At 71.9% G+C, this 19,498-nt stretch carries 14 protein-coding genes and 1 tRNA gene; 11 read left to right on the top strand and 4 right to left on the bottom strand.

Annotated features, from left to right (window positions below; all coding sequences use genetic code 11):
* The first annotated feature begins 3 nt into the window (after window positions 1-3).
* The 9 genes from D455_RS0120275 to D455_RS0120230 are packed head-to-tail and all read left to right on the top strand — an operon-like array spanning window position 4 to window position 12,734.
* Window positions 4-2,157 (top strand): glycosyltransferase, encoded by a 2,154-nt coding sequence (locus D455_RS0120275; protein ID WP_040685010.1) that lies wholly within the window; start codon window positions 4-6, stop codon window positions 2,155-2,157.
* Window positions 2,150-3,274 carry a sugar phosphate nucleotidyltransferase gene (locus tag D455_RS0120270; protein WP_017572531.1) on the top strand — a complete coding sequence of 375 codons (1,125 nt, stop codon included), beginning with the start codon at window positions 2,150-2,152 and terminating at the stop codon, window positions 3,272-3,274. Before D455_RS0120275 ends, D455_RS0120270 begins: the two co-directional genes overlap by 8 nt.
* Complete coding sequence (locus tag D455_RS0120265; protein ID WP_017572530.1) at window positions 3,271-4,209, top strand: carbohydrate kinase family protein; 939 nt, start codon at window positions 3,271-3,273, stop codon at window positions 4,207-4,209. Before D455_RS0120270 ends, D455_RS0120265 begins: the two co-directional genes overlap by 4 nt.
* Window positions 4,206-7,082: an HAD hydrolase family protein gene (locus tag D455_RS33125; RefSeq protein ID WP_017572529.1), complete on the top strand. Its 2,877-nt coding sequence runs from the start codon at window positions 4,206-4,208 to the stop codon at window positions 7,080-7,082. The genes D455_RS0120265 and D455_RS33125 overlap by 4 nt, the downstream gene beginning before the upstream one ends.
* On the top strand, window positions 7,082-9,247 hold the full coding sequence (gene malQ / locus D455_RS0120250) for a 4-alpha-glucanotransferase (protein ID WP_017572528.1): 2,166 nt from the start codon (window positions 7,082-7,084) through the stop codon (window positions 9,245-9,247). Before D455_RS33125 ends, malQ begins: the two co-directional genes overlap by 1 nt.
* Entirely contained in the window at window positions 9,219-10,427 is a 1,209-nt protein-coding gene (locus tag D455_RS0120245; RefSeq protein WP_017572527.1) for a sedoheptulose 7-phosphate cyclase, read from the top strand. The genes malQ and D455_RS0120245 overlap by 29 nt, the downstream gene beginning before the upstream one ends.
* Complete coding sequence (locus D455_RS0120240) at window positions 10,424-10,801, top strand: cupin domain-containing protein (RefSeq protein ID WP_017572526.1); 378 nt, start codon at window positions 10,424-10,426, stop codon at window positions 10,799-10,801. The genes D455_RS0120245 and D455_RS0120240 overlap by 4 nt, the downstream gene beginning before the upstream one ends.
* On the top strand, window positions 10,801-11,805 hold the full coding sequence (locus D455_RS0120235) for an ROK family protein (protein WP_017572525.1): 1,005 nt from the start codon (window positions 10,801-10,803) through the stop codon (window positions 11,803-11,805). Before D455_RS0120240 ends, D455_RS0120235 begins: the two co-directional genes overlap by 1 nt.
* The gene (locus tag D455_RS0120230; RefSeq protein WP_017572524.1) at window positions 11,802-12,734 is read left to right on the top strand and encodes an SDR family oxidoreductase; all 933 of its coding nucleotides are present in this window, start codon (window positions 11,802-11,804) and stop codon (window positions 12,732-12,734) included. Before D455_RS0120235 ends, D455_RS0120230 begins: the two co-directional genes overlap by 4 nt.
* Window positions 12,735-12,814: 80 nt before the next feature.
* Here D455_RS0120230 and D455_RS0120225 read toward each other — a convergent pair whose 3' ends face one another.
* Both D455_RS0120225 and D455_RS0120220 read right to left on the bottom strand, forming a co-directional pair.
* Window positions 12,815-14,284 carry a glycoside hydrolase family 43 protein gene (locus D455_RS0120225; RefSeq protein ID WP_026122812.1) on the bottom strand — a complete coding sequence of 490 codons (1,470 nt, stop codon included), beginning with the start codon at window positions 14,282-14,284 and terminating at the stop codon, window positions 12,815-12,817.
* 59 nt (window positions 14,285-14,343) lie between these two features.
* Entirely contained in the window at window positions 14,344-15,228 is an 885-nt protein-coding gene (locus D455_RS0120220) for a helix-turn-helix transcriptional regulator (protein WP_206539280.1), read from the bottom strand.
* Between the two features lie 109 nt (window positions 15,229-15,337).
* On the opposite strand from D455_RS0120220, the gene D455_RS0120215 reads away from it, so the two are divergent.
* Together D455_RS0120215 and D455_RS0120210 are read left to right on the top strand one after the other, a co-directional pair.
* Entirely contained in the window at window positions 15,338-16,222 is an 885-nt protein-coding gene (locus tag D455_RS0120215) for an aldo/keto reductase (protein WP_026122811.1), read from the top strand.
* Window positions 16,223-16,233: 11 nt separating this feature from the next.
* A complete protein-coding gene (locus D455_RS0120210) occupies window positions 16,234-17,223 on the top strand; it encodes an aldo/keto reductase (RefSeq protein WP_017572520.1) in 990 nt (329 codons plus the stop codon).
* 125 nt (window positions 17,224-17,348) lie between these two features.
* Here D455_RS0120210 and D455_RS0120205 read toward each other — a convergent pair.
* Window positions 17,349-17,422 (bottom strand) — tRNA-Pro (locus D455_RS0120205).
* A gap of 98 nt (window positions 17,423-17,520) precedes the next feature.
* The gene (locus tag D455_RS0120200) at window positions 17,521-19,380 is read right to left on the bottom strand and encodes an outer membrane protein assembly factor BamB family protein (RefSeq protein ID WP_017572519.1); all 1,860 of its coding nucleotides are present in this window, start codon (window positions 19,378-19,380) and stop codon (window positions 17,521-17,523) included.
* Window positions 19,381-19,498 lie beyond the last annotated feature (118 nt).

Below are 19,498 nucleotides of genomic sequence, written 5' to 3'. Positions count from 1 at the left end.
CAGATGCACATCATCGAGACCTACTTCGAGTGCTGCGGCTTCGACCACACCATGTTGCAGGGCGGGACCTCCGTCTACCTCTGGAACCTCTCCCGCGCGTTCGCCCGCGAGGGCCACCGGGTCTCGATGGTCTCCCCCGCGCACGGGCGCCTGGACGACCTCCGCGGCCGTCACGAGGTCGAGGACCTGCCCTACGAGGACGTTCACACGCTCCCGCTCGTGCTCGACCCGCGCGTCTGGCAGGGATTCGAGGAGACCGCGTACCTGGACCTGAGGACGACGGCGCACCGGATCCGCAAGGAGGGCGTCGACCTGTACCTCCTCTCCAACGAGTACCTCGACCGGTTGCCGGACTCCTTCTACCCGCCTTACTCCGCCAAAGGCCGGGACCTCACCTTCCTCAAACCGCTCGTGTTCCAGGCCGACTGCGTCCGCTTCCTGCGCGCGTGGTTCGAGGACGAGAGAGCGATCGTGCACATGCACGAGCCCTACTACCACTACCTCCTGCCCGCGGCGCTGAGGGACGACCCGACCAAGCAGGTCGTCAGCACCGTGCAGAGCAACATGCCGATCACGAAGAAGGTCCACGCCCCCCAGGTACACCGCCTGCTGGAGGCCCTCGACGCTCCCCTACCCGCGGGGGCGGACGGCGAAGGCGACCCCGAGGGGGAGCCCGGCACGGGCGGAAGTCGCGGTACGGGCGGGGACCTCGCCGCGATGAGCCAATACCAGCAGCGCACCCACCTGCACTACGAGTACCCGAGGGACCACGTCGGCGTGTACGAACTGGTCGCCGAGCACGCCGACCTGGTCGACTTCCTCTCCCCGGGGCAGCGGGACTTCTACACCACCTTCCGGGACACTCCCTTCGAACGCCTCTTCCGGGAACTCGACGTGTACGGGACGGTACGCCGCAACGCGCGCAAGGGGTTCGTGGGCGGCTGCGCGATCTCCGACACCTGGCTCGCGGACCACGGTGACGAGGCCGACCGGGAGGGGGTCCTCGACGGTCTGGGGCTGGACCCGAACCTGCCGACCTTCTTCCACAACGCCCGCTACGCGGTCGAGCACAAGGGACAACGCGAACTGCTCCGCGCCGTGGACCGGGTGCTCGGCGACGGTTTGTCGGCCAACTTCGTCCTGCGCTGCGTCTCACCGGTGGGGATCGACGACCCCCTCTTCCACGAGGTGGAGCGGCGCTGGCCCGACCGGGTCCGGATCCAGTCCGCCCGGGCGGAGGAGGGCGCCGTCCGCGCGTACGCCGCCGCGGCCGACTTCTGCGTCTTCCCCTCGAAGTTCGAGATGGACACCTTCCTCATCGCCCAGGGGGAGGCCATGGCGCACGGGGCCGTCCCCGTGGCCACCGACCAGTGCGGGACCTCCCACTTCCACCACGCCTCCCCCGAACCGCTGACCACGGGCCTTTCCGTCCCACGCTCCTTCGCGGAGGACGACGACCTGCTCGTGGCGGCACTCGCGGAGAGGCTGCGGGAGGCGGCCGAGCTCCTGGAGAAGGACCCGGAGCGGTACGGGGAACTGTCGGCCCGGTCCGCCGCCGTGGCCCGGAGGTTCACCTGGGAGGACTGCGCGCGCAGGCACCTGGAGGCGTTCGCGTCGCTGTGGCGCGGAGAGCGGCCGGTGCTGAAGGCCCAGGACGCGCTGCGGTGGGGATGGTTCGATCTGCTCCCCGAACACGCCTGGACGGAGCACCGGGAGGAGATCGCCGAGGCCGCGCTGGAGCTGGGGGATCCGGAGGTCTACGCCAGGTGCGCGCCGGTGGACGGCGGGGCCGCGCGGCGGCTCTTCCGGTCCGCCTGGCGGCGCGCCGACTTCGCGTCCTGCGAACGCCTGCTGCGGGGCCACGGCGGCCACGTTCCCGCCGAGGAGGCCGACCTCCTGCGGTCCCGGCACGGGTCCGGCGGGGACGACGGAGCCGTCTACCGGTTCGCGCACGCCCTCAGGGTCGAGATGGTCGTACCCGGCGCGGACGTCGACGGAGAGCGCGCCGCCGCACGGGTCGTCCCACTGACCAGGATCGGGGCGGGCGAGTTCTCGCTCCCCCAGGCGCCCGGGGAGGACGGCACGTCCGCGTCGGCGATGTTGCTCCTGACCCTCGACTCCGGACGCTCCGCCTGGGACACGGTGCGCCATGGCTGACACCACGGACGGGGTGAGGGCGGTCCTGCTCGCGGGCGGTGAGGGGCGCCGAATGGGCTGGCTGGGGGACGGCCTGCCCAAACCCCTGGTCCCCTTCGGGGGCGCGTGCCGTCTCGTCGACTTCAGCCTCGCCAACGCCCACCGGACGGGCTTCGGGGAGGTGCTGCTGCTCTCACAGCACGAGGAACGGCGGGTCATGGACGCCCTGCACCTGGACTGGAACACGACCCCGGGGGTCAGGGTGCACTTCGGTCCGCACGACGCGGCCTATCGGTCCTCGCGCGATGGCGCACTCCCGCAGGGGCCCCTGGCTCCCACGGGACCGCGTGAGAGGGGCACGGCCGACGCCCTGATCCGCAAGGCGGAGTACGTCTTCGGAGAGGGGACGTCGGAGGTGCTCGTCCTGCACGCCGACCACGTCTACCACCACGACTACGGGCGCCTGATCGCCGAGCACCGGGCGTCGCGGGCCGCGCTGACCATCGCCTACCAGCGCATCGAACGGCGTTGGGTGCACCTGTTCGGCATGGTGGGGTTCGACGGTCGCGGGAACCTCACGGACTTCGTGGAGAAACCCCCGGAGCCGACCAGCGACCTGGTCTTCGCCGCGTTCTGCGTCTTCGACGCCACCGTGCTCCACCGCTACCTGGAACTGCTCGACGGGACCTCCTGGCAACACGACCTCAGCAGGGACGTGATCCCCGCGATGCTCGCGCGGGGGGAGCGGATACGCGGGTACGAGGTGCGTGCCCACTGGGAGGACATCGGCACCGTCGAGCGGTACCACCGGGCGCACCTGGCCCTGGCGGGGCCGCACGCCCCCCTGCCGGTCGCCGGGATGCCCTGGACGCTCTCCCCCGGCACGCACCGGTCCTTCGTGGAGCGCGCGGAGGGGGTGACACGGAGTGTCGTCCCCGACGGCCTGGCCAACGGGGGGAGCCTCGACCGGAGCGTCGTGTTCCCCGGAGCGCGGATCGGTACCGGCGCCCGGGTCCATCGCAGCGTGGTGATGCCGGGAGCGCGTGTACCCGACCACGCCCGGATCGACTCGTCGGTGGTCCTGGGAACCGGAGAGACACACGTCATCGAGCACGAGAGAACGGAGCGGATCACATGAACGAGCCCGAGTACGACGTCCTGGTCGCCGGAGGAGCGGGCGTGGACACCATCGTCCGCGTCGACGAGCTGAGGGTTCCCGAGGGTGACTCCACGGGCGTCCCGCCGGTGTACGACTACGTCGCCCACACCGGGAACGGGGTGGCTCTCGGCTGCCACACGCTGGGGATGTCCACCAAGTTCATCGACTTCCTGGGGGACGACGCCCAGGGCCGGATGATCCTGGACGCCTACGCCGAGACGGGTCTGGACTTCAGCCGGATCGTCTCAGAGCACGGCACGCCCCGGGGAGTCAACCTGGTGGACGCCGAGGGGCGCCGCTTCTCCTTCTACGACGGTCGCCACCCGGCCGACCTGCGCCTGCCCCGCACGTTCTACCTGCCCCACCTGGAACGCTCCCGGCACGTGCACATGTCCATCATCGGCCACAACAGGGACATGTACGAGGACATCGCGTCGCTCGGCGTCAGCAGTTCCACGGACCTGCACGACTGGGACGGGCAGAACCCGCACCACCTCTTCTACGCGCTGCGCTCGGACCTGGTGTTCCTCAGCGCCGCGTCGATCCGCGACCGCGTCCACCGGGTACTGCACGAGGTCATCGACCGGGGTCGGGCCCGGGTCGTCGTCGCCACCGACGGGGAACGGGGCTGCCACGTGCTGGTGCGCGGGGAGTCGACCCCCCGGCACTACCCCGCCGTGCCCCCCGAACGCCCGGTCGTGGACAGCAACGGCGCGGGCGACGCCTTCGTCGCCGCGTTCCTGTACTCCTACCTGGAGGACCGGGAGATCAGTGAATGCGCCCTGTCGGGGGCGGTGGCGGGCGCGTTCGCCTGCGGCAGCGCCGGTACCCACGCGGAGTTCGCGGACCCGACCGTGCTGCGCGGGGCCGGGGAGCGGGCCCGCGCGGCCTTCCTCGGGGCGGTGAGCCCGTGAACATCGTGCTCTTCTCGTTCGAGTGCGGTGGCTACGACCACCGGCTGATGCGGGGCGGGCTCTCCCCCCTGGTGTGGAACCTGGCACGGGAGTACGCCGGAGCCGGACACCGTGTCAGCGTGGTCACTCCCGCGCACGGACACCTGGACACCCTCCGGAGCGCTCACCGCGTCGAGGAGCTCGACTACCGGCACGACCACGATTTCCCGCTGGTCCTGGACCGGCGGACCTGGCCGGACCACCCGGAGCACATGGGGCTCCCGCTGTCCACCAGGGCTCACGGGATCCGCGTTGACGGTGTCGACGTGTACCTGCTCTCGAACTCCTTCCTGGACCTCCTGCCGGACCGGATCTACCCGCCGCCCGCCTTCGAGGGGCGCGACCTGGCGTACTGCAAGCCGCTGGTCTTCCAGGCCGAGGGCGTGCGGTTCGTCGACTGGCTCCACGCCGGGGAACCCGCGGTGGTCCATGCGTTCGAGCCCTTCTACCACTACGTGCTACCGCTCGTGTGGGGCGGGGACCCGCTGCGCCGCACCGTGAGCACCGTGGCGGCCAACGCCCCGATCACGCAGAGCGTGTACCGGCCCCAGGTGGAACGTCTGCTGGAGTCCTTCGGAGTCACCGGCCTGGACCTGGCGGCCCTCGAACCCGTCCCTCCGGTCCCCGGATCACCGGACGACATCGTGGAACGCACCCTGGCCGGGACCAGAATGCACGAGAGGCGCGGGGACGACCACGTGGCGTTCCTCCCCCTGGTCGCCGCCCACGCCGACCTCGTCGACTTCGTCTCGCCCGGCCAGCGGGAGTGGTTCACCAGCTTCGAGGGGTCGCCCTTCGATCCCCTGTTCCGCCGCCTGCCGGTCTCCCGGCTCCTGCGGGACTCGCCCGAGCGGCTGCTCGACGGGGGCTGCGGTGTCTCCGACAGCTGGTTGGCACGCGATCCCGGCGCGGTGGACCGTGCCGACGTCCTGCGTTCCCTGGGGTTGTCTCCCCGGCGCCCGACGTTCTACCACGCCTCCCGGTACGCCGTGCACCACAAAGGGCAGCTGGAGCTGATGCGCGCGGTGGAGAACGTGCTCGCCGAGGACCGGGACGTCAACTTCGTCATCCGTTGCTCCACCGGCTCCGCCGCGCGCGGCGCCGAACCGGCCAACGCCCACTTCCAGGGAGTGGCCGACCGCTATCCGGACAACGTCCACCTGACCTGGGAACTGGCCGACGAGGACCTTCTCTTCCGGCACGCCGCCGTCGCGGACTTCTGCGTCTACCCGTCCAAGTACGAGCTGGACGGGTTCCTCATCGCCCAGGCCGAGGCCATGGCCTGCGGGTCCGTACCCATCGGTTCGGCCCAGCGGGTCACGGACCACTTCGGGCACGCGCTCCCACACGACGACCCCCGCTCCACGGGCTTCGCCGTGCGCCGCTCGTTCCGGGACGGGGACGCCGACCTCACAGGGGAGCTCACCGCGCGGATCCGCGAGGCCCTGAGGGTCTGGCGCGAGGAACCGGACCTGTACCAACGCCTGTCGGACCGGGCCAGGAGCACCGCCCGTTCCTTCACCTGGGAACGCAGCGCGCGGACCCGGCTCGACGGGTTCGCCCGGATCCTCGAGGGGGACACCCGGCGTGCGTCCGCTCCCGTCACGGCGTCCAGGGCCCCGGTGGTCCCCGCGCCAACGGACCCCGGAGAGGAGACGGGGATGGCACCGCGCCGGTGCCGGACCAGGCGGGGGCCGGACGGACTCGTCCACGTGGAGTACCAGGCCCCCGGTGTCGAGAGGGTCGAGGCCGTGGCCTCCTCCTCCGGGGAGGACGGCGGTCCCCGTTCCCCGGGCCAGTCCGCGGCGGAGGCCCGGGCCTCGGACGAGGCGGTGCCCGCGGACGCGAACGCGCCCGTGCTCGTCCCCCTGGAGCACTCGGAAGGGCTCTTCCACGGGTCGGTCACCCCTCCGCCCGGCGGACACCTCGTCCTACTGCTGACCCGGGGTTCGGGAAGCACCGAGTGGGAGTCCGTTCCCGCCCCCCTGCGGGCGGGCCGCCCCCGCGCGGTCCCGCCCTACCGGCTGGTCGCGACCGACCTCGACGGAACACTCCTGCGGGACGACCGCTCGCTGTCCCCCCGGAACAGGAAGGCCCTCGCCCTGGTCGCGGAGGCGGGCGCGCACCACCTGGTGGTCACCGGCAGACCGGCCTCGGCCTGCCGGCGGCTCTTCGGGGACATCGGCTACCGGGGACTGGCGGTCTGCGGCCAGGGGGCGCAGCTCTACGACGCCGCACGAGACGCACTGCTCTTCTCGGCGGAGCTCGACCGGGACCTGGCGCGGAGCGTGGTGGAGGGCGTCCAGACCCTGTTGGGGGAACCGGAGATGGAACTCGGGGTCGTCACCGCCGCACCGGAGGGATCGTGTGTGGTCACCGGTGGCTTCCGGCCCCGGATCCGGCACGGCTGGTCGGTCACCCGCGACCGCTCCTCCCTCTGGAAGCGGCCCATCGACAAGGTCCTGCTCCAACAGCCCAACGTGGCGGACGAGAAGGTCGTCGACGCGGCCACACGGGCCGCGGAGGGGAGGGTGTCCGTCGTCCACTCGGACCACGGGATCGTCGAACTGCTGCCCTCCGGCACCGACAAGGCGCGGGGGCTGGCACGCGCGGCCGAACTGCTCGGGTGCGGCCCCGAGCACACCGTGGCCTTCGGGAACATGCCCAACGACATCCCCCTGCTCGCGTGGGCCGACCACGGCGTGGCGGTGGCCGACGCGCACCCGGACCTCCTCGCCGTCGCCGACGAGACGGTCCCGGCCCACGATCGGGACGGCGTGGCCGTCGCCCTGGAGTGGATCTTCGCACCCCACCACCACGCGGAAGGCAAGTGATGGCCCCCACCGACCCCCTGCGCGAACTGGCACGGGAACACGGCGTCGCCACGTCCTACACCACCGACCGGGGAGCACGACAACAGGTCCACCCGGACACCCTGGTGGCGGTCCTGGCCGCCTGCGGGGTGGACGGTTCCACGCCACGGGCGGCCCGTGGCGCGCTGGAGGCCCGGCGCGCGAGGCTGCGCCAGCGCCTCCTGCCCGCGTGCACGGTGGTCCGGATCTCCGAGGAGTCCTCGGACACGGAGCCGTACCTGTGGCTGCCGGAGGGTTCCTCCGGCGAGATCGTGTTGGAGGACGGCGGCCGACGCGAGTTGGCGCCCTCCGGTTCCGAGCACCGAGCCGGGCGGCTCCGGTACGGCGTTGGGCCGCTGCCCCACGGACGCCACGGACTGCGCGTCCAGGGTCCTGACTCGGCCTCCAGCGGACACCTGCTGGCCGTACCCGACCGCGTCCGCGTTCCGGACCGGCGTACCTGGGGCCTCACGGTGCAGCTGTACTCCCTGCTCTCGCGGAGGTCGTGGGGGATGGGCGACCTGTCCGACCTCACCACCCTGGCCCGCTGGTCCGGCTCCGACCTGGGCGCGGACTTCGTCCAGCTCGGTCCGCTCCACGCCACCGACCCGAGCCTGCTCGCCGACCCCTCCCCATACCGGCCGAGTTCCCGTCGCTTCGCCGACCCCATGCACGTCCGTGTGGAGGACGTCCCCGAGTACCGGAGCCTCTCCGCCGCCGAGCGCGAGGAGGTCGACGCCCTGGCCACACGTGCACGCGCCGACAACGCAGCGGTGCTGGACGGCTCCGCGCTCATCGACCGCGGCACCGTACGAGACCGCAAGCTTCGTGCCCTCCGGCTGCTCCACCGGGCACGTGCGCGCACACCCGCTCGCGGGGAGGCGTTCGGGGAGTTCTCCCGCGCAGAGGGAGGGGCTCTGGAGGACTTCGCGACCTGGTGCGCCCTGGCCGAGGTGCACGGCGGCGCGTGGCGCTCCTGGCCCGCCGAGCTGCGCGACCCGCGTTCGCCCTCCGTGTCCCGTGCCCGCGAGGCACTGCGGGAGCGCGTCGACTTCCACATGTGGGCGGTGTGGGTCACCGACGAACAGCTGGCCGGAGCGCAGCGCGGGGCCCTCGACGCGGGCATGCGCGTCGGACTCGTGCACGACCTGGCCGTGGGTGTCGCCCCGGAGGGAGCGGACACCTGGATGGAGCAGGCGAGCATCGCCTCCGGGGTGAGCGTCGGCGCCCCGCCCGACGACTTCAACCGCCACGGGCAGGACTGGGGCCAGCCCCCCTGGCTTCCGGAGGCTCTGGCCGAGGCCGCCTACGAACCGTTCGCCGGGCTGCTGCGCTCCGCTCTGCGCCACTCCGGCGCCCTACGGGTGGACCACGTGATGGGCCTGTTCCGGCTCTGGTGGATCCCCCAGGGATGTCGCCCCTCGGAGGGAACCTACGTCCGCTACGACCACGAGGGCATGCTCGGCGCGCTCGCGCTGGAGGCCCACCGGGCCGACGCGGGTGTGATCGGGGAGGACCTCGGCACGGTCGAGCCCTGGGTGGGCGAGGAACTGGACCGGCGGGGCTTCCTGGGCACCTCCGTCCAACGTTTCGAGTTCGCGGACCATGCGAAGCGGGACCGAAGGCCGCTGTCTCCCGAGCGGTGGCGTCGGCGCTGCCTCGCGACGCTCACCACGCACGACCTGCCGACGACCGCGGCGTGGCTGAGCGGAGAGCACGTCAGAATCCGCGCCGAACTCGGGCTACTCACCCGGCCGGAGGAACGGGAGGCCGCCGACGCGGCGGCCGAACGCGACGCCTGGCTCCTGGAGCTGTCGCGCCTGGGCCTGATCACCGAACCGCTCCACGTGGGCGACGAGGAGGCGGTGCTCGCGCTGCACCGGTTCCTGCGCCTGACCCCGGCCCTGATGCTCGGTGTCTGGCTGCCCGACGCGGTCGGCGACCGCAGACCCCAGAATCTCCCGGGAACCGCGACCGTCCACCCCAACTGGCGGCTGCCCGTAGCCGATCCCCGGGGGCGCCCCGTACCGCTGGACGAACTTCCCTCGGTGCCCCTCCTCCGGAGGATCGCCGAAGTGTTCGCCGACCTCGATCCCCACAGCGTTGGGAAGGAAAGAGATGCTGACTCCCTCCTCCGTGCGGAGTGACACCATGCCGGGGGTCCGTGAGGACACCGGTGGTTTCGACCTGCTCGCCCCCGACGGCACGACGTACCGGGTGGACCTGGTGGACGACGTCCTCGCGCCGGAGAACACCCTTCTGGCCGAGAGGCTGGAGGGGCGCAGGACCGTCGCGTTCGTCAGCCCGAACGTCGAGCGGCTCTACGGCCACCGTCTGCGGACCTACCTCGGAACGCACATGGGCACCTCGGACTGGAGCCTCACCGTCCTGCCGACGGGAGAGCGCAACAAGACTCTGGCCTCGGCCGAGCGGGTGTGCGAGGTCGCCAGGCGGTCCGGCCTCGACCGTAACGGCGTGATGCTGGCGGTGGGCGGCGGCGTCCTCGCGGACGTCGTCGGTTTCGCGGCGTCCGTGTACGCCCGGGGTGTGCGCCACGCCCGGGTCAACACGACCCTGGTCGGCCAGGTGGACGTCGGGGTCGGGGTCAAGACCGGGGTCAACGCCTTGGGCGCGAAGAACATGCTAGGCACCTACCACCCGCCTCACGCGTCCCTGTGCGACCAGGGACTGCTGGCGAGTCTGCCCGAGCGCGAGATCAGGTGCGGGTTGGCGGAGATCGCGAAGCTGGCGATGGTCCTGGACCCCGAACTCCTGACGGCCCTGGAACGGTGCCCGGACGTGTTCCTGCGCGGCGACGCGGCCGGTCAGACCGAGACCCGCGTCATGCGCGCGTCCATGCGCCTCATGATGGAGCAGTTGTGCCCCAACCTCCGGGAGCACGACCTCGCACGGCTGGTGGACTTCGGCCACACGTTCAGCCCGGTGATCGAGACCGCCGGAGGGCACCGCCTCAGGCACGGGGAGGCCGTCGCCGTCGACATGGCCCTCTCCTGCCTGATCGCCCGGCACCTGGGGCTGCTCCGCGCGGACGAGTGCGAACGCGCGTTGGACCTGATCAGGCGGTTGGGGCTCCCCCTGTACGACCGGAGCACATGCACCCCCGAACTCATGGCGGACGCGGTGCGGACCGCCTGGCAGCGCAGGGGTGGCCGTCTGAACCTCGTCGTACCCTCCGCCCTCGGCTCGGGCGCCTTCCTGGAGAACCGCGAGGACGTACCGGAGCGGCTCCTCACGGCGGCCCTGGCCGAGCTGGAGGAACGGGGAACGGCCGAGGCCGCGAACGGAGCACGGGAGTTGGCACGGTGAACGCGTTCGGCAACCTCCACCGCGACCTGCTCGGCGAGAAACCGCACGACCACGGCGGCGCGGGCACCGTCCTGGCACACCGCTTCCACGCCGCGCCGCCGACGGCCGGTGCCGTCACGCACATCGACGTGGCCGTCCTGCCGCCAGGGGTGTCCATCGGCAGGCACCGGCACGGGAGCGACCGGGAGACCTACGTCGTCCTGCGCGGCGGCGGGGTGATGCACGTCGACGGAGCCGACGTGCGCGTCGGTCGCGGCGACGTGGTCGTCAACCGCCCGTTCGGGGAGCACGGCCTGGTCAACGACGGGACCGAGGACCTGGAGATCCTGGTCTTCGAGGTCGCCGTGGCAGAGGAACACACCGAAAGGACATGATGAGTCCTCATCCCGACAGCACCGCCGTGGTGGACGTGGGCGGCACGACCCTGCGCGTGGCCACCGGCACCGACGGCGTCCGACCGCCGAGCCGCGTACACCGGGTCCGCACCGCGGGACTGGAGTCGGCCCCCCACGCCCCCGTCGACGTCCTCCAGAAGCGCGTCGTGGACCAGATCGTCCACGAGGTGCGAGAGCTGTGCCCGGGTTCCCTGGAGCGGGTCGGCATCGCCTTCGCCGGGCCCGTCACCGCCGACGGGCTGGTCACGGCCGCCCCGACCGTGTGGGGGGAGGGAGGCCTCCCCCTCCCCCTGGGCGAGCTGGTCGAGGAGCGGCTACAGGTCCCCGTCACGGTGGTCAACGACCTCACGGCGGCGGCCTGGCGCTACTCCGCCGTCGAACGGGAGCCGTTCTGCCTGTGGACCGTCAGTTCGGGGATCGGCAACAAGGTCTTCCGCGACGGCGGGGTGCTGGTGCACCCGGACGGCCACGGAGGCGAGATGGGGCACTGGGTGTGCGACACGTCGGCCGAGGCGCCCCTGTGCAACTGCGGCGCGCGGGGACACCTCGGCGCCCTGTCCTCCGGCCGCGGTGTGCTGGCCTCCGCACGCGGGGAGGCGGCCCGTCGGCCGGAGGCCTTCGCCTCGTCCGGGCTGGGGGACCTGTGCCGGTCAGGCCCCGACAGCATCGACAACCCGGCCCTGGTGACGGCCGTGCACGCGGGCGACCCCTTCTCCGTGGGGATCCTCCGGAACAGCCTCGCCCACCTCGCGTCGGCCGTCGGCGCGGTGTTCACCTCCACCGGGGTGCGACGCCACGTGATCATCGGCGGTTTCGCCCTGGCGGTCGGGAAGCCCTACCGCGACCTCCTGGTGGAGGAACTGTCCCGGCAGGGCTGCTTCGGGGTCGACACGACGGAGATCGGCACCATGGTCTCCCTCGGCTGTGAGGACGACGCCCACTCGCTGGTCGGCATGGCCAGGATCCTGGAGGAGAGGCGATGACGACACCCCGGGCCCTGATCGTGGGAAGCGGTTTTCTCGGCCGCGCCCTCGCCGACACCCTCACCGACGACGGCTGGAACGTCGCCCTCGCGTCCCGGCGCCCCCCTCGCCAGGGGGCCCGGTACCCCAGCCGGACGTGGTTGCCCCTGGACGCGACGGACCGGGACGCCTGCCTGCGCACGGCGGAGGGGTTCGCTCCGGACCGGACCGTCCTGGTGCACGGCCCCTCCGACGCCACCTGGTGCGCACGGCACCCGGCGCGGGCCCGGGCACTCCACGGGGCGATCACCGCCAACATCGCCCTCGCGGCCCCGGGTACCCGGCCGCTGCTCATCTCCACGGACAGCGTCTTCGACGGAACCGACCGAAATCCCACGGAGGAGACGCCCGTCCGCCCGGTCAGCGGATACGGAAGGGCCAAGGCGAACGCGGAGGGAGCTTTGCGCACGGCCGCCCGTGACGGAAGCGTGCTCCGGGTCAGCCTCGTGTACGGATACGAGCCCCCGGACACGGACAAGTGGCTCAACTTCTTCTCCGCGTGTGCCCACCGCCTTGCCCGTGGGCGCACGGTGCTGGCGCCGACGGACCAGTGGACCACCCCCGTACACGTGGACGACGTGGCCCGGGTAGTCGGCGCGCTGCTGGAGCCGGGTGTCCCGCCCCCTCACCCGCTTCTGCACCTGGGAGGCCCCGAACGGGTGAGCCGGGCCGCGTGGGCGGGAACGATCGCCGACGCGCTCGGGGCCCCGCGTTCGCTCGTGCGCGCCGTGCCGCGGGCCGAGAGCAGGTACGCGTCCCGACCCGAGAACACCTGCCTCGGCAGTGCCCTGCTGCGTGAGGTCCCGGCGGTTCGCGACAGGCCGCCCAGAGGGGTGGAGGAGGTCGCCCGGGTCCTGGCCCCCCTGTTCCCGTCCGGGGCCCGCCCCTGACGGAGCGGCCGGTACGCCGCTCCGGGTCCGGCGCCGTTGCCGGGAACGGGCCAAGCCGCCGAAAACCCCTCCCGGTCCTGTCAGGCGTCACCTCGGTACTCGACGAAACGCACACCGATCCCACCCGAGGCGCAACTCACCCCGACCATGCGGCCGGTGAACCCACCGGCGACCTCGGTCGACAGGTAACGTCCGTCCAGCCGGGCCAACTCGGTGGTCCCCTCGGGGGTGCGGACCGCGGCGACGATCACGTCCGGACCCCGTTCGCGGCTGTACTCGGGCGCCGTTGACGCGACCACCCGCAGTTCGAGCACCGTGTCCGCAGTCAGGGGCGCCTCCCCGAGCACGGTGACGAGCGGCCCGGCGCACGCGACGGCGCGCACCCGCCCGCCCTCGGCCTCCAGGGCGATCCTGTGTCCCGGGTCGACACGGATCTCCAGGGCGCCCGCGCCCCGGTCCGCCTCGATCCCGGCCCGGGCGGTCATGGTCGTGTGCTCCTGGCGGCGGCCGACGAACACCCGGCCGGTTCCACCGGACGACATCCGCCACCGGTCCCGCGACCACCGCAGCACCCGGTCGGGGAAGACACCGGCGCCGACCCACTCGGGGCCGGGCGCCCCCTCCCCCAACACCGACCGCGCCGGGGGACGCGCCTCCGGTTCGATCGGCCCGGTGACCACGGGCCAGCCGTCCCGCCAGGCGACGTCGACGGCGAACGTCTCCCTGCCCAGCACGTGCCATCCGGGGAAGGAGCCCGAGGGACGCACCCCCAGGAACACCATCGCCCACGACCCGTCGGGCCGTTCGACCAGGTCGGCGTGGCCGGTGTTCTGCACCGGCCCCGGCGTGCCCCTGGCGGTCAGCAGGGGGTTGTGCGGGCAGGCCTCGAACGGTCCCTCGGGCGAGGGCCCCCGGGCGATCGTCACGGCGTGGCCGGGGCCGGTGCCGCCCTCGGCGACCAGCAGGTACCACCAACGCCCGACCCGGTAGAGGTGCGGTCCCTCGGGATCCCTACCCCCGGTTCCGCTCCACAGCTGGCGCGGTTCGGACAGGAGTTCACCGGTGGCCGGGTCGAGGGCGGCCTGGCGTATCCCGCCGTCCGACCACGTGAGGAGGCACCGGCCGTCCTCGTCCCACACCAGGTCCGGGTCGATCCCGCCCGCGCCGCGGATCCGGACCGGGTCGGACCACGGTCCGCTGGGGTCGGTCGCCGTCATCAGCAGGTGTCCGGGCCCGTCGGAGACGTTGGTCGTCACGAGGAAGAAGGTGCCGTCATGGTGGCGCAGGGTCGGGGCGTACACGCCTCCGGACGGCGCGGCGTCGGGCAGCACCAGCTGGGAGGGCCGGTCCATCACCGCACCGATCAGCTCCCAGTTCACGAGATCCGCGGACCGAAGCAGCGGGACCCCCGGCGCGTACTCGAAACTCGAACACGCCAGGTAGAACACGTCGTCGACACGGCACACCGTGGGGTCGGGGTGGAAACCGCCAAGAATCGGGCGCGTCGGTAGGACACCGCCCCTGGGGGGAACTGCCTCGGGCTCGGTCACTCCACGAGTGTGGCACGCCCTCCGCCACCCCTGGAAGACCGAGTGGGCCGGGCGCCGCGTCAGTGAGCGGTCGAGGCCTGTTCGGTGGGGAGCCGCTCCTGGCTGGCGGCCCACGAGGCCAGTAGCTTGAGGCCGTCGGCCGCCGGGGAGTCGGCGGGCGCGGTGTAGACGTTGAGCTGTAGACCGGGCTCGGAGGGGAGTTCCATCGCCTCGAAGTCGAGGTCGAGCTGGCCGACGGCCGGGTGGCGCAGCCGCTTGTGTCCGGAGCGGTGGAAACGCACGTCCTGGGAGGCCCACCGCTGCCGGAACAGCTCGCTCCGGGTCGAGAGCTCACCGACCAGCGCGATGAGCGCCCTGTCGTGCGGATTGCGGCCCGCCTCCAGGCGCAGCATCGCGGCGGCGTCGTTGGCGATCCGGTCGTAGTCGACGAAGAACTCCCTGGCCGCCTCGGGGTCGAGGTAGACGAACCTGGCGGTGTTCGCCGGACGTCGCGGGTCGGCGAGTACCGGGGAGTACAGGGCCCGGGCGAGCCGGTTCATCGCCAGCACGTCGTGACGGCCGTTGCGGATCCAGGCCGGTGCTTCGGTGATCGCGTCGAGAACCTGGTGCAGCACCGGCCGGATGGTCGTCGGGGCGCCACGCCCCCGGCGACCGCCGCGTGTTCCCGACTCCCGGGCGAGCGCGAACAGGTGGTCGCGCTCGGCCTCGTCCAGCATCAGCGCGGAGGCCAGGGCGTCGAGCACGCTTTCGGAGGCTCCGGCCAGACTGCCCCGCTCCATGCGCACGTAGTAGTCCACCGAGACGCCCGCGAGCATCGCCACCTCCTCGCGGCGCAGGCCCTTGACGCGGCGGTTGCCGCCGTACGCCGGAAGGCCCGCCTGGTCCGGGGTGATGCGAGCCCGCCGCGAGCTCAGGAATTCACGAATCTCGCTGCGCAGGTCCATCGTTCCCATACCCCCACGGTAGGCGTGCCCCGCGCGGGGTGGGAGGTACTGCCGTTACCCCGAACAAGCGTGCCTCCCCCTCGGGCCGCGACCGGCCTAGCGTGGGGACATGAGCATTCCAAGCGTCACCCTGAACAACGGCGTGGAGATGCCGGTCCTCGGTTACGGCGTCTTCCAGACCCCGCCGGAGCAGACCGTCACGGCCGTCGAGGCGGCGTTGTCGACCGGGTACCGGCACATCGACACCGCCGCGGCCTACGGCAACGAGCGCGAGGTGGGTGAGGCGGTCCGCCGTTCCGGCCTCGACCGCTCGGAGGTCTTCCTGGAGACCAAGGTCTGGATCACCGACTACGGCTACGACGAGACCCTGCACGCCTTCGACAAGTCCGTCGGAAAGCTCGGCGTCGAGCAGCTCGACCTGCTGATCCTGCACCAGGCGCTGCCCGGGGAGTTCGAGCGCACCGTCCAGGCCTACAGGGCCCTGGAGAAGCTCCTCGCCGACGGCGGGGTGCGCGCGATCGGCGTCTCGAACTTCATGCCCGAGCACCTCGACCGGCTGTTCGGCGAAACCGAGGTCGTGCCCGCGGTCAACCAGATCGAGGTCCACCCCTACTTCCGGCAGTCCGGGCTGTTGGCGTACGACGGCGAGCACGGCATCCTCAACCAGGCCTGGTCCCCGATCGGCGGCATCACGTTCTACCGCGACGGGTCGAAGGGGTCCACGCTGGAGGATCCGGTGATCGGCGAGATCGCGGCCGCGCACGACAAGACGCCCGCGCAGGTGATGCTGCGCTGGCACATCCAGCAGGGCCGCCAGGTGATCCCGAAGTCGGTGACGCCGTCGCGGATCACGGAGAACTTCGACGTGTTCGGCTTCGAGCTCACCGAAGAGCAGCTCACCGTCATCGACGCCCTGGACACCGGTGTGCGCGGCGGCCCGGAGCCCGCCGACGTCACCCGTGAGAACTTCGGCGTCGAGATCCCCGAGGCCTGAGGAGGCACCAGATGCACACACGTACGCTCGGTCAGGGCCTGGAGGTCTCCGCCGTCGGTCTGGGCTGCATGGGCATGTCGCAGAGCTACGGTCCCAACCCGGGTGACCGCGACGAGATGGTCGGCGTGATCCGGTACGCCGTCGAGGAGGAGGGCGTCACCTTCCTCGACACCGCCGAGGTCTACGGGCCCTACGTCAACGAGGAACTCGTCGGCGAGGCGCTGGCGCCGCTGCGCGACCGGGTCGTGATCGCCACCAAGTTCGGCTGGGACATCCGGGACGGCGGAATGGTCGGAACCGACTCCCGGCCCGAGCAGATCAGGCGGGTCGCGGACGAGTCGCTGCGGCGGCTCGGCACCGACGTGCTCGACCTCTTCTACCAGCACCGGGTCGACCCCGACGTGCCGATCGAGGACGTCGCGGGAACGGTCGGCGAACTCGTCGAGGCCGGCAAGGTACGCCACTTCGGGCTGTCGGAGGCGGGCGCCGGGACGATCCGCCGGGCCCACGCCGTCCATCCGGTCACGGCGGTGCAGAGCGAGTACTCGCTGTGGACCCGCGACCCCGAACCGGAGGTGCTGCCGATCTGTGGCGAACTCGGTATCGGGTTCGTCCCCTTCAGCCCGCTCGGCAAGGGCTTCCTGACCGGCACCGTGGGCGCCTCGACCGAGTTCACCAAGGGTGACGTCAGGTCCACCATCCCGCGGTTCGCCGCCGACAACATCGACGCCAACGAGGCCCTGGTGGGGCACGTCCGCGCCCTCGCCGAGGCGAGGAACGCCACGCCGGGGCAGGTGGCGCTCGCCTGGCTGCTCGCCCAGCAGTCGTGGATCGTGCCGATCCCCGGCACGCGCCGCCGCGGCCGGGTCGAGGAGAACTCCGGCGCCACACGGGTGGCGCTCTCGGCCGACGAGGTCGCCGACCTGGACGCGCTCGCCGCGCGGGTGGGCGTTCGGGGGGACCGGTACAACGCCGCCGGAATGGCGATGGTGGGCCTCTGACAGGTGGACTTCTGACGGTGGTGTGAGACGGGCCGTGCCCCGGGCACGGCCCGTTTCCGCCCCGCAGGAGAAACGGCGAGGGGCCCACCCTCAGGTGGACCCCTCGCCGAACCGCTGCTTCTCTGTCGGGACGGCGGGATTTGAACCCACGACCCCTTGACCCCCAGTCAAGTGCGCTACCAAACTGCGCTACGTCCCGTCCGCTGAGCGGCGCCGTCCCCGGCGTCGCCAACAGGTGAAACTGTATCGCATTCGGCGGTGCGCTCGAACCGCCGTCCGGCACGCGCACGGCCTCCGTCAGGGCACCAGGCCCTCCACGAGGGGCTCCTCGTAGTCACCGTCCGTGTGTACGACGACCGCGCCGGGAACCGCGAGCATGTCGACCAGGAACCGCCCGTCGGGGTCGAGCCACTGGACCGTGTCCCAGGTCACCGTCTCCCCGAAGGGTGCGACCGCCACCTTGGTCTGTTGGTCCTCCAGGTCGTAGGGATCTCGCATGCGCGGGATGAGCGCCATGTCCTCCAGCGCGACGATGTCGTCCACCGCGGTCTCAGCGTTGATATCGCCCAGGTCCGCCGTCGCGGTGATCTCGCCGGAGGCGTCGGCGCGGTGGATGAGCGCACCGTAGCCGGGGATCTCGTGGACCACGCTGCCCTCGGTGTCGATCCGCACCACGCCCCCGTAGTCCTCGGATCTGGTCCCGTCCTCGTCGAGCATGAAGTCAGGCAGGTGGTCGAGCCGCTCCCCGGTGGCGGCGTCGAGCAGGAGCAGTTCCGGGTCTCCGTCCCACCGCTCCAGCGCGATCACCGGGGTACCGTCTCCGACCGGGGAGTGACCTCCGACCAGGTCGGCCGGCCACTCCTCCGGCTCGGTCACCCACTCGTGCCGCCAGGCCTCCTCACCGGTGGTGACGTCCACGGCGGTGACCGTGGCCTCCACAGGATCCTGCTGGAGCAGGAAGACGTCACGGAAGGGCACGTACCCCCGCTCCTCCCACAGCCCGGACGCGCACCCGTGCAGAGTGACCAGGAGGTTCCCATACCGTCGGGGGTCGTCGTGGCGACACATCTGGCCCTCGCCAGGTGTCACCAGCGTGCGCGACCACAGCTTCCCGTCGCCGTCCAGGGAGCTCCCCCTCAGCACGACTTCGCCTCCGGGGTAGGTCACGAACCGCTCGATCCGGGCCTCGGGCGTCACCGCGACGAGCCTTCCCTCGTCCGGTTCGAGAGCTGTGAACTCATCGAGGACCTCCCCGGTCGCGATGTCGAGCACCACCGTCGTCCGCTCAACCGGCCCCGCGTCGGTTTCGGTCTCCTCTTCCGGCGGCGGGTCGCCCTGGGCATAGCGCACGTACACGTGCTCGTCGTCGACCCACACGTTCCTGTCCCAGTCGCGCGGACGCCGGAAGGACCACAGTTCCTCTCCGGTGGGCCCGTCCAGGGAGACGACTCCGTCTTCGAGCAGCACGAGGGGCCCGTGGGTACCGGCGCGTACCTCCTCGACACCCACTCCCAGCGGAGGCGACCAACTCCAGCCCACGCGGCTGACCGACTCCGGGACCGATGCCGGTTCCCCCATCTCCCCCGCGACGGTGTGCGGCTCCCGGGGGAACGCGACCATCGACACCAACCCGGTGACCAGTACGACCGCGAGAACACCCGCTGTGGCGAAGGACAGCGAGACCCTGAAGGGGCGGAGCCTGGGCGGGCGCGCGGACGGCAGCATGAGCAGGCAGCCCAGGGCGACCATGCAAACGACGAGCCACATACTGGCCGCCGCGGGCGAGGGGTCGTACTCCCGGGCTCCGTCCGCGGTCGTCGCGAAGGAGTGCCCGGGAAAGCCGACGTAGACGAGGATGGGGCCCACGAGGGAGAACAGGGAGATCCAGAAGAGGTAGCTCCACTCGTACTCGTCGTCGGCGACCAGGGAAAACGCGGGAGGCCCCCACCGGATACCGAAGTACAGGACCAACGAGGCGATGATGACCGAGAACATCCACCAGCCGTCGACCTCCTCCAGCAGGCCGTCCTCGTACTGACCCCAGGTCACGACCACCGTGACGACGGCCAGGGCGAGGGCGCCGACGAGCAGTCCCGCGCCGAGCCACGCCAGGGCGTTCCGTACACGTCTGTTCCACGGCCGTGCCGTCCCGTCCACTTCCGCCCCGCCTCCGGTCCGCGCTCGGGATACGGCCGTGCCGTGTCCCCACGGCCGCACCGTCCGTTATGTCCGCGGACAACCTAGCAGCGGGCGGGACCCCGCTCACTGGTGGCAC

The organism is Nocardiopsis halotolerans DSM 44410 (genome assembly GCF_000341065.1).
In the GTDB taxonomy this organism is placed as follows: Bacteria; Actinomycetota; Actinomycetes; order Streptosporangiales; family Streptosporangiaceae; genus Nocardiopsis; species Nocardiopsis halotolerans.
Note: the sequence above shows the minus strand (reverse complement) of the source record. Positions and strands in the feature narration are given on the sequence as shown.